At 43.0% G+C, this 14664-nt stretch carries 9 protein-coding genes; all 9 read left to right on the top strand.

The window, feature by feature from the left end:
- Nucleotides 1-85 precede the first annotated feature (85 nt).
- The 9 genes from AB5916_RS03920 (at nt 86) to AB5916_RS03880 (ending at nt 14619) form a co-directional block, all read left to right on the top strand.
- Nucleotides 86-5881, top strand: coding sequence for a hypothetical protein (locus tag AB5916_RS03920; RefSeq protein WP_368189329.1), 5796 nt, complete (start codon nt 86-88; stop codon nt 5879-5881).
- Between the two features lie 159 nt (nt 5882-6040).
- Nucleotides 6041-7249, top strand: coding sequence for a D-alanyl-D-alanine carboxypeptidase family protein (locus AB5916_RS03915; protein ID WP_368189327.1), 1209 nt, complete (start codon nt 6041-6043; stop codon nt 7247-7249).
- 146 nt (nt 7250-7395) lie between these two features.
- Nucleotides 7396-9144 (top strand): ABC transporter ATP-binding protein, encoded by a 1749-nt coding sequence (locus tag AB5916_RS03910; RefSeq protein WP_368189326.1) that lies wholly within the window; start codon nt 7396-7398, stop codon nt 9142-9144.
- A 14-nt stretch (nt 9145-9158) separates the two neighbouring features.
- Nucleotides 9159-10187, top strand: a complete 1029-nt coding sequence (locus AB5916_RS03905; RefSeq protein ID WP_368189325.1) for a molybdopterin-binding protein — start codon at nt 9159-9161, stop codon at nt 10185-10187.
- On the top strand, nt 10184-10984 hold the full coding sequence (locus tag AB5916_RS03900) for a metallophosphoesterase (RefSeq protein WP_368189324.1): 801 nt from the start codon (nt 10184-10186) through the stop codon (nt 10982-10984). The genes AB5916_RS03905 and AB5916_RS03900 overlap by 4 nt, the downstream gene beginning before the upstream one ends.
- Before the next feature lie 78 nt (nt 10985-11062).
- Nucleotides 11063-11851 (top strand): ScpA family protein, encoded by a 789-nt coding sequence (locus AB5916_RS03895; protein WP_158420334.1) that lies wholly within the window; start codon nt 11063-11065, stop codon nt 11849-11851.
- A 39-nt stretch (nt 11852-11890) separates the two neighbouring features.
- Nucleotides 11891-12460 carry an SMC-Scp complex subunit ScpB gene (gene scpB, locus AB5916_RS03890; RefSeq protein WP_158420335.1) on the top strand — a complete coding sequence of 190 codons (570 nt, stop codon included), beginning with the start codon at nt 11891-11893 and terminating at the stop codon, nt 12458-12460.
- Nucleotides 12461-12474: 14 nt separating this feature from the next.
- Nucleotides 12475-13272 (top strand): zinc dependent phospholipase C family protein, encoded by a 798-nt coding sequence (locus AB5916_RS03885; RefSeq protein ID WP_368189323.1) that lies wholly within the window; start codon nt 12475-12477, stop codon nt 13270-13272.
- 24 nt (nt 13273-13296) lie between these two features.
- Nucleotides 13297-14619 carry a D-alanyl-D-alanine carboxypeptidase family protein gene (locus AB5916_RS03880; RefSeq protein WP_368189322.1) on the top strand — a complete coding sequence of 441 codons (1323 nt, stop codon included), beginning with the start codon at nt 13297-13299 and terminating at the stop codon, nt 14617-14619.
- The last annotated feature ends 45 nt before the right edge of the window (nt 14620-14664 follow it).

Genomic DNA, 14664 nt, shown 5'->3' with positions numbered 1-14664 from the left:
AGATAAAGGAAGAAAAGTATAATATCATTTATAGTGGCATTGCAGGTTGCTCGACTTGAAAAGGCACACAATGAGGGAGGCAAACATGTTGAGAAGAAAATTATGGAACAAAATGATAGCCTTAGGGCTTTGCATTTCCATGGCAGTGGGCGGAAATGCAGCAGGCTTTTTGACAGAAAGCATGGCATATGGATCTGAATTTTCTGATGGAGAAGAACAGAACCAGAAAGGATCAGAGGAAACGGATCCATCACCGGCAGAAGAACCTGAAGAAATTGATATATCTGATGAAGAAGGACCTGAAGACATAAATGAGCCTGAAGAAGCTGATCTTTCCAGCCAGATTCAGGAGGCAGAAGATGCACCTGAGGACGTACAGGAAGTCACGGATGTGCCCCAGGAGGAAGAGAGCACAGACCAGGATGAACAGGAATATACAGAAGCAGAGGAATTTCTGGATGATCCGGACCTGCTTGAAACCTCCAATCAGCCTGTAGATGGGATAGAGGATATAATTGATGTGAATAACCCGGAGTGCGGGATTATTTATGATATTGATACAACAGGTATGACATTGGATGAAACATACAATGACATTTTCTTAGATGAAAGCTCTAGATATATGTCTTCTATGTATTACAATGGCACATGGTATCAAGGAAATCATGGGTATCTTTTATATGGCTGGAATGATATAGAAAAGAAGTATGAATTTTTAGTTGCAAAAGAAATTAGTCAGAGTACAATCAGACTTTTGAAGCAACTGGAACAATATGGAGATGCAGATAAATACAGCAAGTATCGTATGATAATAATGCCATTTTATTACCATGTCTATCCGAAAAAATATATTCCTGCAAGCATACTTATAAAATATAAAGTCAGATGGATAGATAATATGAATTATTCGGTATCTGATAATTTGGTTTTTTATGAAAAGAAACAAATATCAGATGCAGGCAATGGCAGCCCAATGCCAACGATGCCAGACGCTTGGGAGACAAATCATTCTGCGCCTGAAGATTCTGTGAGATTAACCGATTCTGATTTACGTGTTGTTACACAAATTCAGAATATTCAATCACGTAAGGCGGTTTCTTATAAAGAAAGCGGACTTCCAGATGGAAGCGTAATGATTACAAATACCGGTGAAAAGGATGTGATAATTAAGGCGGAAGTAGAACTTACAGGGAAAACTGAATTTGTTGACAATAATGGGGACTGTAAAATATTCAATAAATCATCGGAGGTACGTTCTTGTGGCTTGAAAGGCGCATTATATGAGAAAAATGAACAGGGAAACTGGAAAGAAATAGAGAACAGCAGGTCTTCTATTTCTTTGGGAAGTAATGAAAGAACATTAAAACCTGGTGACGATTACGTTGTGTATGCGCCGGTCTCAGTTCTTTATAATTACCAGGTATGGATAAAACCTCAGGTTCAGGAAGAGGAACTGTCTATAGAGTATAAAGAACTGACAGAAGGGAATGTGTGGAAACAGTCAGGAGAAAAGTGGACCGCTGTACTGTCCTCAGATAATGAACTGGAAGAATCACCAATACTTGGTATTCAAGCAGAAGAAGCTTCGCTTCCTACATATAAAGAGAATGGGCTGCCTAACTATGCGCTTCTTGTACGCGGCGATCCAAATACCGGAACAGTTACCGGATACGATGGGGTTGAAAGATATCCAGGGTATTTTATAAGGGTGAATCCCTGCTGGGACAAAAATCATAATAATCAGCCAAATAATTACCAGAACTCTGCACTTCGAGCTGTGTGTATTTATTATAAACTGAATCAGGAAACCGGAAAGTATGAACTGGAAGAAGAATACAAGAGACCAGGAAAACATGGATCTTATACTACTAATGCAATAGAAACATATACAGATACTTCCGATTATGTTCATTGTTTTTATGTAGATCCGGAGCCTGATGAAGTAGCGGCAGTAATTCCTTTGGATTGTACAGCGCCTGTTGAATTTAGATATTCTTCCAATAAGCTAGCAGATTATTTAAAGAAATGCAGCCGTAATTACTGTTTTCAGTATCAGGTATTCCTGAACAGTACTCAGGATTGGAAGATAACAGGAGTAACATCCCTGGACGGAGAAAGTACCCCATATTACAGTGAAGACATGGTAAAAGGAAGCTGGCTGACCTATGGACATGATCCGGCAGATCATAAAGGTACTGCAGGGGCAGATCTTATGGTTTCCGTAGAAGAGCAGACAGATGGAACGGTTCTGGAGTATGGGGCAGATGGTCTCCCAAATATCGGACTTCGATTAGAGGTGGGCGATATTCCGGACACCGGTTTGGACGGACTGTTGAAGGTAAATATCTCAGTGCCTGAAGCATACAAAAATGGCGAAGCCGGAATGGGATACAGTACAAATGAACTGTACAGGAGTTCTGATACGTATGAATGGCGATACCAGATCACCGGCAGGGGCGGAACCAGGATGCTGGCAGCACAATACAGGCTGGGAGATGAGGGAATCTATGAAGAGAAAGAATATCAGATCCTGAATGTTTCCTCTGAAAAGAAAACCGGTTTTGATCTTTCAGATTTGAATCTTCAAAAAGGAGATATTATCTGTATCCTGCCTTACAGCCCGGAGTATACGGGAAGTTATGTTGTAAGAGAGAACTCAAGCTATGATAGAAGAAATGTTTATTCTAACGGATATTATAGATGGGGTGGTTTGGTTCTTTCCGAGGCGCAGTATGGAAGCAGTCAGAAGATCAGATATTTTAATTTTGATTATAATGTAGAATTGTCTGGAAATGAAGAGAACCTTATGCTTACAGGGCAGGATGATACACAGATCCAGAAGGAAGGCCAGGCTTTTTATGGCATCAAGTCAGTCAGTGATGATGGACTGAGTCTTCAGAAAGCAGAATTGTCTGTAAAGGAAGATACGAGGGAGGATAAGTGTGGGATCGGAGAAAACGGACTTCCTAATTATGGGATCATTGTCCTGCCTGGGGTTAGAGAAGAGGAATTGCTGCTTTCTTCAGATCAGCCTGGATCAGGAGAATATGATTATTATATAAAAGAGTATTATAAAAAGGGAGAGGATGGGATTTATACTCCTTATTCTGATACAGTAACTGTATATCAGGCGAAAAAATCAGGGGACAGGATCAAGAAGGTTAATGAAGAAACAGATCCTTCTATCGTGGCGGTTATAAGACCAATCCTTCCATCGGCTGCTTTAAAAAACAAATCGTTTACATCGGATTATTACGATGGTGCATCTTATCGGGAGTTTCAGCAATCTGATGGACCATTTGAAAAAACAGACAGCAGTGGTAAAATCCTGTATCCTCAGAATGGTACGGTAAAATACCGGTTCTGGAAATATAAAATGGATTGGGATTCCGGTTATGCATACAGTTATTATTATCTTGGATCTATAAAAAGATGGAAGAATCAGAACTGGGAGAGCACAGAGCCTGTTACATACAGTACAAGCCGTACTCCTTATGGCATTTCAGGAACTCTTGATCTTAGGGATCAGAAAGAAAGAAATCATGTGCTTCAGGCAACTGATTGGGGATCATCATACCTTTACTGCACAGATTTAAGTGAAAACGGCCTTCCCTATGAAGGTCTTGTGATCCAGAATAAAAATGTAGGCGGAACCTCTGATGAGATGGCAGAGATCAATGTTCGCCTGGATATGTCAGAACAGGGAACCGGAGGCGAATACTCCCTTGGCCGTATGCATTTCTGGGCCTGGCTGTATCAGAAGGACGAAAATGGAGTATGGCATAAGGCTGATAATAAAAATGACTATGGCGACTGGATCAACCTGGGAGTTCCGGGCAAAGGCTGGGCTTATTGGGAATCAGGGGATCTGGATGCTGACTATGGCTATACAGTACACGCTCATTTGAAAGATAATGAAGCCATTGTGATCCTGCCTCAGTATCGTCTGTGTGATTTTTCATATACTGTGTCTTTGAATAACAGTAAAGATTTTGATATAATCACGGAGAAATGCCAGCTACCTGCAGATGTACAGTTGTCAGGCCGACAGACCTATAAAGGCACAGTTTTCCAGTGGCCGAATCAGGATAATCCGGCTACCCATCTGGTATTGGCAACTTCACCTAAGAATACAGCTTCCGGTGAAAACGATACAGCTTCCAGACTGACAGACGTAAGATCTTTGCCTGTTACATTGTTTGATTATGATTTCGGAAACTGGGATGGCTTTGAACTGGCAAAGCAGAGTGCACAGTACAGGTTCCGGTACGATCCGGTAAATGTAAAAAATACACCTGTGAATTCTTTTTACAATACTGTTTTCCCGGGGATTGTGAAGAACCAGCTGGGAGAGGATGGGCTTCCGGTGCTTAATTACACCACACCGTTTTCACTGTTTGACCAGACTCAGGCGGCAACTCCGGTAAATGGGGGTACAAAAACAGTTTACTCAAATGTTGGATTTGATTTTGTATATGATCCGGCTTCCAATGAATACAGTTATCAAAGCAGTCTGAACCATGCAGGCTATGATGCTGGCACAAATAAGATCTACCAGTATGACAAGGCTCTTGGTATTGACGGATGGGGCAATAAAGGAGCTGGTTTCCTGCCGTTTAACAGTTTTCAGGATGAAGGCGTATGGGGAACAGCAGATAAAGGCACGGAAGGAATCTATCTGCTGGATCAGATGAAAACCGTGGATTATCATTTTGGAATGAGCATGGAAAAGGATTTCCTGATCCCGGAAAACGGAACTGTTGCAGTTACAGATGTACAGGGAACTGTTAATGACAGGAAAGACCTGGTATTCTCCTTCAGCGGGGATGATGATGCATGGCTTTTCATTGACGGACAGCTTGTGCTTGATATGGGTGGTATCCATGAGGCAGTTTCCGGAAGCATTAATTTTACAAAGGGAATCTATACTGTTACCAGCAGTGTGACCGGTGATGTACAGACCGGTTCCCTGTCTGATATTTTCGCAGGATATCCAAAGGCAATTGGGGCATTTGACGATTCAGAGTGGGCAGCAGGGACAAAGCATACCTTTGCATTCTATTACCTGGAAAGAGGCGGCACCCTGTCAGACTGTGCGATCAAATTTAACCTGCCTGTATTTAAGGAATTTTCTGTTACAAAAACAGTAGAAGGTAAAGAAACAGATCAGAAATTTGATATGGTGCTGGAGCTGTTTGAGGCAAATGGGGATCCATATAAAGGAAGCCTGTACCAGGTTACAGATGGAGCAAAGACCAGTATCCAGACAGAAGAAGGTACATACAGTTTTTCGTTGAAGGACAAGCAGACCATTAATTTCTGCGTTCCTCAGGAGTGCATGAGTTACTCTGTGACTGAAAAGAATCCGGAAGGGTGTTCAGTAAGCTGGAAGTCCTCAGATGGCTTATCAGGCGAGGGAAACGCTACAGATAAGGTATCCTCCACGGCAAATACAGAGATCATTAACCAGTATGCGGCGCCAACGGCTACGCCTGTTCCGACTGAGGAACCAAGGCCTACGGACAAGCCGCAGCCAACACCGGACATTACGGAAACACCGCAGATCTCTGCTACACCAGAGCCTGCACCTCAGGTAACAACTCCAGCTCAGACAGTGACTCCAAAGCCGGAAAAGACACCAACAGCTACACCTGTTTCAGAAGAAAAAGAGCCAACGGATACACCGGCTCCTGGACAAGGTGGGAGCTCATATAGAGGCGGCGGTTATGGTGGATATTCAGGTGGCAGCAGCACAGGAACTTCTTCTCCAAAAACAGGAGATACCAGTGATATGGCATTATGGCAGTGCCTGCTGCTGATGGCAATTGCTGCAATTCTTGCAGCAGGCTGGAAGCTGCAAAAAAGAAAAATAAATAAATGAAACGGATAGGCAGAGCAAGAAGTAAAGTATATCTGTAAAGAAAATGGGCGGAGAAATCACTGGAAAAATGGTGATTCCTCCGTCCTTTTTCAATATCAAGGCATAAAAAGCCCTGTTCTTTTTTACAATAGAGTAAAGGGAATACAGGGGGAAGATGATTTGAATCAAAGAAAATGGAAAAGAGTCCTGGCATTATTTCTGACCATAATTCTGATGGTTTGTGGAAATGGAGTGCTTACAGCCTACGGTGAGGAAAACAAGGAGGCTGATGGTGTACAGGAAGATATACTGATCCAGGCTCCGGCAGGGATCCTGATAGAGGCAGATACAGGAACGGTGTTGTATAAAAAAAGCGAGGAAGAGAAAAGAAGCCCTGCCAGCATTACAAAGATCATGACTCTTCTGCTGATCTTTGACAGTCTGGCAGATGGGAATCTGAAACTTACAGACACAGTGACTACCAGTGCATATGCCAAATCCATGGGCGGCTCCCAGGTGTTCCTGGAAGAAGGAGAGACCCAGGATGTGGAAACAATGATCAAATGCATTGTAATTGCCTCCGGGAATGATGCAAGCGTGGCAATGGCAGAGCATATTGCTGGAAGTGAGCAGGAGTTTGTAAAAAGAATGAATCAGCGGGCAGAGCAGCTGGGAATGCAGGATACTCATTTTGAAGATTGCTGTGGACTGACCGATTCAGAGAATCATTATACTACGGCTAAGGATGTTGCCATTATGAGCAGAGAACTGATCACCAGGTATCCTAAAATTCTCACATATTCTTCTATATGGATGGAAAATATCCTGCACGTAACAAAGCAGGGCTCCAAAGAGTTTACACTGACAAATACCAATAAGCTGCTGCGAAGCTATGAGGGCTGTACAGGGCTGAAAACAGGAAGCACTGGAAAGGCAAAGTACTGCGTTTCTGCTGTTGCCCAGAAAAATGACATCACCTTGATCGCTGTTGTGATGGGGGCACCGGATTATAAGGTGCGTTTCAGGGATGGAGCTGCTTTATTTAATTACGGGTTTTCAAAGTGCAGTCGGTACATAGATGATCATCCTATGAAACTTCCCAGGTTAAAGGTGCGAAATGGAAAAGAAGAATATGTGGCTCTGAAATATGAGAAAACATTTGTCTGGATCGGAACAGATGGAAAAAACATTGGAGAAGTGACACGAAAGCTTTCCCTTCCGGAACAGGTAACAGCTCCGGTAAAAAGGGGAAAGCTGGCAGGAAAAATGGAATATTATGCTGGTAAAGAACAGATTGGCAGTGTAAACATCTTGTATGATCAAAGCGTACCCAGGTCTACATGGATTTGGAGCCTTGGAAAACTTGTGCGAAAACTTGCATTTCATTAAATATTCGTAATTGTCCACTACATTCACAGTTGTGAAGGGCAAATGCTGGTTAAAAAGTCTTTGGAAAAAGGAAGGGCTGATTTTGACAAAAACAGGCAGATAGGCTTATAATAGGGAGTACTAAAATCGGAAAGAGGAAATGAATCATGAACAAGGGTAAAGGAAAAGACCACAAATTAAAATTGCTTGCAGCATATTATAAGCCTTATAAAGGCCTGTTTTTTGCCGATTTGTTTTTTGCGATCCTGGGCGCAGCCGTAACGCTTGTAATTCCTTTGCTGGTAAGGTACATTATGACTTCCATAGGTTCTATGTCGGTTGCACAGGCACAGAAGACCATCTTATATATTGGCATTGGTATGCTGGCTCTAATTCTTGTGCAGCTGGGAAGCAGATATTTTATCACCTATTATGGTCATATGATGGGAGCTTATATAGAACATGATATGCGTAATGAGATCTTCAGTCACTATCAGAAGCTTTCCTTTGCATTTTATGATAATCAGAAAGTAGGCCATCTTCTCTCAAGAATCACCAGCGATCTTTTTGATATCAGTGAGCTGCTGCATCATGGACCGGAGGATATTATTATTTCCGTGATCAAATTGTTTGGCGCATTGATCATTTTGATGAATGTGAACTGGAAAATGGCACTTCTTTGTTTCCTAGTTGTTTTGGTAATGCTTATTTATGCTCTTATATATAACCGTAAAATGAAAACCGCTTTTAAAGAAAACCGTGTGCGTATTGGGGATATTAACAGCCAGATCGAAGACAGCCTGGCAGGGATCAGGGTGGTAAAGTCTTTTGGAAATGAGAAACGGGAGATTGAGAAATTCAAAAAAGGAAATGAAAGATTTGTAGAGGCAAAAAGTGTATCATATCGTTATATGGCAGGATATCATGCCGGAATGGATGCATTTACTACTTTGATCACAGTTGTAGCACTGGTTTCCGGATCTATGTTTTTGGCAGGAGGAAGCATTTTGGCAGCAGACCTTGTTACCTTCCTGCTTTATATCAACAATTTTACGGAGCCGGTTACAAAGCTTGTGAATTTTACAGAACAATTCCAGAATGGATACAGTGGATATGACCGTTTCCTTGAAATGATGTCTATTGCTCCGGATATCGAAGACACACCGGATGCACAGCCCCTTGAACATGCGAAAGGGGATATAAGGTTTGAGGATGTATCCTTTCACTATGAGGATCATAAGGAGAGTGTACTTTCTCACGTGAACTTGGAAGTGAAGCCAGGAGAGTATGTAGCATTAGTAGGTTCTTCCGGAGCAGGGAAAACCACTTTGTGCAGTCTGATCCCCAGATTTTATGATGTTTCAGGTGGTGCTATTTACCTGGATGGAAAGGATATCCGCAACATCCGTCTGAAAGATCTGAGAAATAATATTGGTATTGTACAGCAGGATGTTTATCTTTTTGCAGGAACAGTTCTGGATAATATCCGTTATGGAAGACCGGATGCGTCAGATGAAGAAGTGATCCGTGCTGCTAAGGCTGCCAATGCACATGATTTTATTATGGAAATGGACAATAATTATTATACAGACATAGGGCAGAGAGGAGTGAAGCTTTCCGGGGGGCAAAAGCAAAGACTATCAATTGCCAGGGCATTTCTGAAAAATCCGCCCATTCTTATTTTCGATGAAGCAACTTCTGCTTTGGATAATGAAAGTGAGAAGGTAGTACAGGATTCGCTGGAACGGCTGGCAAAAGACAGGACCACATTTGTGATTGCACACAGGCTGTCAACGATCCGGAATGCAAGAAGGATCCTTGTGCTCACTGAGGATGGGATCGCGGAAGAGGGCACCCATAAGGAACTGATGGAAAAGAATGGTGTTTATGCAAAACTTTGCAGAGCCGGTTTATAAAGGAGGGTTGGCATATGAAAGAGATTTGTACCAAGGATGCAGTGGGTAGTGTGTTGTGTCACGATATTACGCAGATCATTAAAGATGAAAAAAAGGGAGTTCTGTTTAAAAAAGGCCATGTGATCCGGGAAGAGGATATTCCCCTTCTTCTTTCAGTGGGAAAAGAGCATTTATTTGTCTGGGAGAAAAAAGAAGGGATCCTTCACGAAAATGAGGCTGCAAAGATCCTATATCAGATATGTGCAGGAGAGCATATGCACGGAACGGAAGTAAGTGAGGGAAAGATCGAGCTGATCGCAGATATAGACGGAGTGCTGAAGATCCGAAGGGATGCACTTCTGGCAGTAAACAGCCAGGGGGAAATGATGATCGCATCAAGACATGGAGATTTTCCTGTGAAGAAAGGCGACAAGATTGCAGGGACCAGGATCATTCCTCTTGTGATCCAACAGGAAAAGATGGATAAAGCCTGTAAAGCGGCAGGAGCAGATCCGATTTTTTCTATTCTTCCTTACAGAACTATGAAAGTAGGGGTTGTAACTACAGGAAGTGAAGTGAAAAAGGGGTTGATAAAGGATACCTTTACACCGGTGCTGGTAGAAAAATTAAAGGAATACTCCATGGAAGTTATAGGCCAGACTATGCCAGGAGATGATAAAACTCAGATCACAGAGGATATCCTTCAGTTCATAAAAAACGGAGCAGATATGGTGCTTTGCAGCGGTGGGATGAGCGTAGATCCGGATGACCGTACGCCAGGCGGGATCCAAGATACAGGAGCCAGGATCGTAACTTATGGTGCACCTGTGCTTCCTGGAGCTATGCTTCTGATTTCCTATTATGAGAAAGACGGAAAATGTATTCCTGTGATCGGACTGCCAGGCTGTGTGATGTATGCAAAACGAACGGTTTTTGACCTTGTTCTTCCAAGACTGGCAGCTGGAGATGAAATCCACGAAGAGGAAGTGGCTGCATATGGCGAGGGCGGACTTTGCCTGAATTGTAAGGTCTGTACTTTTCCGACCTGTGGGTTTGGCAAATGATCCGTTTTCGCACACAGGTGTACAAGCTTACATCGTCCAAAATCCCTGAAGGGAAAAAACTGAAAGCAGCTTTTCTTACAGATCTGCATGGCAGAGAATTCGGTCCGGGAAATCAGGTGCTGTTGGAAGAAATATGCAGGCAGCAGCCGGATCTTGTTTTGTGTGCAGGAGATATGATCGTGCGTACATTACCCCATTCCATTCCGGTGGCAAGGGAGCTTCTTTTGAAGCTTTCAGAAGATTTCCCGGTTTATATGGCTCTTGGCAATCATGAATGCAGGATGAAGCTTCAGCCGGAGACTGCCCGAATCTATACGGATTATGAAGAGGAATTGGTAAAAGGCGGCATAAAGATCTTTCACAATGAAAAGAAGGATCTTAAGATAGGGGATATCCCGTTGACTATTTACGGACTGGAACTCCCTATGGAGTATTATCATAAGCCGGATTCGCCAACGCTGACCTGTGGACAAATCAAGAATTTACTGGGCTCAGGTGATCCATCCAGACTGAATATTCTTCTGGCCCACAATCCCAAATACGGAAAAGCTTATTTCTCCTGGAATGCAGATCTGACTCTTTGCGGTCATTATCATGGGGGGATTTTACGGCTGTCCAGGCATCGTGGCCTGACCAGTCCTCAGTATCTGCTGTTTCCGCCATTTTGCTGCGGGGATTTTGAAAAAGAAGGAAAATATATTCTGGTAAGTGCAGGGCTGGGGGAGCATACCATTCCTGTGCGGATCCATAATCCAAGGGAACTTCTGATCATTGAACTGGAAGGCACAGGATCTTGAAACATTTATAATATGCAAAGCCACCCTTTACAATCCCATGCAGAACATGTAAAATGAAACACCGGGAGAACGATACGAATGGCTATATCTGTAAAGTTAAATGTGTTTGAAGGACCACTAGATCTGCTCCTTCACCTGATCGATAAAAATAAAATAGACATCTATGATATTCCTATCGTGGAGATCACAGATCAGTACATGGAATATATCCATGCTATGGAAAAAGAAGATCTGGGTGTTATGAGCGAGTTTATGGTCATGGCAGCCACACTTCTGGATATTAAATGCAGGATGCTTCTTCCTAAGGAAGTCAATGAAGATGGAGAGGAAGAGGATCCAAGAGCAGAACTAGTGCAGAAGCTTCTTGAATACAAAATGTATAAATATATGTCCTATGAACTTCGTGATAAGATGGACGATGCAGAAGGGATTTATTACAAAAAACCTACGGTTCCAAAGGAAGTGCTGCAGTACAGAGAGCCTGTGGATCCGTCTGCTCTTCTTGAAGGATTGACCCTGGAAAAGCTGAATGAGATCTACAAATCCATCATACGAAAACAGGATGACAGGATCGATCCTATTCGAAGCAAATTTGGAACTATTGAGAAGGAAGAAGTCAGTCTTTCCGACAAAATGCTTCAGATGAAGGATTTTGCAAAAAGCCACAGGAAGTTCAGCTTCAGACAGCTATTGGAAAGGCAGTGTTCCAAAGTTCAAGTGATCGTTACTTTCCTTTCTGTACTGGAGCTTATGAAGATGGGGCATATCCATGTGGTGCAGGAAGAATTATTTGACGATATTCAGATCGATGTTGTAACAGATCCTGACACATGGAAGAATTTGACTGAATTTGCGGAGGATGCATAAGCAGCTTCCGTATAAATGGAACATAGAAGAGGTTAGTAAGTGGAGATCAAGACAATGGAAGCAGCGATCGAGGCCATACTTTTCACAATGGGAGATTCTGTAGAGTTAACACAGATCGCAAAAGCAGTAGAGCAGGATAAAGAGACAACAAGAAAGGTGATCCATCATATGATGGACCGATACCAGGAAGAAGACAGGGGGATTCAGATCATTGAACTGGGGGACTCCTTTCAGATGTGTACCAAAAAAGAATATTACGGGAATTTGATCCGGATCGCCATGCAGCCTAAGAAACCATCCCTTACAGATGTAATGCTGGAAACCCTTTCCATTATTGCATATAAGCAGCCTATCACAAAGGCAGAGATCGAGAAGATCCGTGGGGTGAAAAGCGACCATGCAGTGAATAAGCTGGTGGAATATTCCCTTGTAAAGGAACTTGGGCGCCTGGATGCGCCGGGAAGACCGATTTTGTTTGGTACAACAGAGGAATTTTTGCGTACCTTTGGTGTTCAGGGACTGGAAGAACTGCCTGCTCTTGACCCTGTAAAGCTGGAAGATTTTAAGGCAGAAGCAGAAGAGGAAGTACAGCTTCGGCTGGATGTGTAAAGGGAGATGAACAAATGCCAACCACATATGCACATGATCTGTTTGGAAAAATGGTTTACAGGCAGCTGCCTGCACCTTTGCAGCAGCTGATCCGGGAAAACGGAGAATTATTCAGGATCGGTGTTCATGGGCCAGATATCCTGTTTTACTTTATGGTTACGCCGAATCCGGTAACAGCGAAAGGTGTTTCCATGCACCGGCAGAAGGCTGCCGGTTTTTTTGAGGCAGGGATGAAACAAGTAAGAGAGACAGACAGTCATGCGCTGTTTGCATATATGATAGGGTTTGGGTGCCATTATCTTCTGGATTCTGTTTGTCATCCCTATGTAAATCAGGTGGATGACTCCGGAGCTTTGCGTCACAGCACCCTGGAAACAGAGTTTGACAGATATCTGATGGAAAAAACAGGTAAAAATCCCTATGCATATTACCCTTCTTGCGGGGTTGTGCCGGATATCCGCTATGCAAAGGTGATCCATCAGGCGATTCCTCAGGTAAGCAGCAGTAATATTTGCATTTCCATGAAAATGATGAAATATTTTACAAATCTTATGGTCTGTGATGACGGAGGCATGCGAAGAAAATGGATCGGGCGCATTTTAAGACTGGGCGGAAAGAATTTCCAGGAGGATATGTTGGGGCACTTTATGACTCCTGCACCTGTAAAGGAAAGTCAGATACCTGTAAGGCAGCTGGAAGAATACTTCCGTAAGGCTTTGCTTGCAGCTCCCAAAGATCTGATGGAATTATACAGCCTGGCCCTTATGCCGGGCAGTCTGTCTGAACGATGGGATAAAACATATAACGGTTAAGGTATAATCAGGACATGCCTGCATATGATTATTATAAAATCAGGTATCTGGATCCGTGTATCCGGATATCAGGCTGCGGGGTGTCAGATGAAAGGAATACTGAAAAAGACAGCAGTGTGCTGGTGTCTGCTGCTTCTTGCAACTATTTATATTCCGGCATATGGAAAAAGCCAAGTTACGGAGGTACAGATGATCCCCAATCTGGTGGATCTGGTAGAAAACAGTGAACCGGAAGAGCCGGGGAGTCTCTATTCCCTGTCAGCAGTGCTGATGGATGGAGATTCCGGCAGGATCCTTTATCAGAAGGACGGAGAAGTACCAAGACCAAATGCAAGTACAACAAAAGTGCTTACCTGTATTCTGGCATTGGAAAACGGATCCGGAGATGACTATGTGAGTATTTCAAAAAATGCCGCTTACCAGCCGGAGGTGAGGCTGAACCTGCATGAAGGAGAACAGTATTACCTGGAAGACCTTTTATATTCTCTGATGCTGAAAAGCCATAATGATACAGCAGTGGCAGTTGCAGAGCATATCGGCGGCAGCGTGGAAGGCTTTGCTGACATGATGAATGCAAAGGCAAAAGAGATCGGATGCAAGGATACTTATTTTATTACACCAAATGGTCTGGATGCTTCGGATGCAGGCGGTGTACATCATACCACGGCTGAGGATCTGGCAAGGATCATGAATTATGCTATTTCCAATCCGGTATTTCTTAAAATCACTCAGACAAGGGATTATTCTTTTTCAGATTTAAGTGGCAAAAGACATTTTTCCCTGCATAATGCAAATGCATTCCTTGATATGGAAGAAGGGGTGCTTTCAGGAAAAACAGGATTTACTGGCAATGCAGGATACTGTTACGTGTGTGCTTGTGAGAACCAGGAAAGGACATTTATCATTGCCCTTCTTGGATGTGGATGGCCTGGTAATAAAAATTACAAATGGCAGGATGCAAAAAAGCTTCTGAAATACGGGGAAACCTGTTTCAGATATGAAAATTACTGGAAAGAGCTTAAGATCCCAAGGATTTCTGTTGAAAATGGAACCACAGGAGGCAGCAGGCCGGGACAAAAGGTATGGATCCAGGGAAAATTAAGGGCAAAAGAAACAGATAAAAAGAAAAAAGTACTGGTTCGTACCGATGAAAAGGTAAGCTGCAGCCTGAAACTGGAAAAGGAACTTCAGGCTCCTGTGCAAAAGGGACAGAAGATCGGAGAAGTGCGATACATGCTTAGAGATGAACTGCTGGCTGCTTATCCGGTTGTTGCAGATAAGAATGTGGAACGGATCAGTTATTTCTGGTGTGTGGATCAGGTGTTTCACTTATTTTTTCATAGCTGAAACAAAAAAAGAAAGAAGAAAAAGTATGGAAAGGAGCTTTTGCCG

It is taken from the genome of Blautia sp. 1033sp1_1033st1_G9_1033SCRN_220408, assembly GCF_040929965.1.
GTDB classification, from domain to species: Bacteria; Bacillota; Clostridia; order Lachnospirales; family Lachnospiraceae; genus Blautia_A; species Blautia_A ammoniilytica.
The sequence above is the reverse complement of the archived record's forward strand: the minus strand, read 5'-3'. Positions and strand labels throughout refer to the sequence as shown.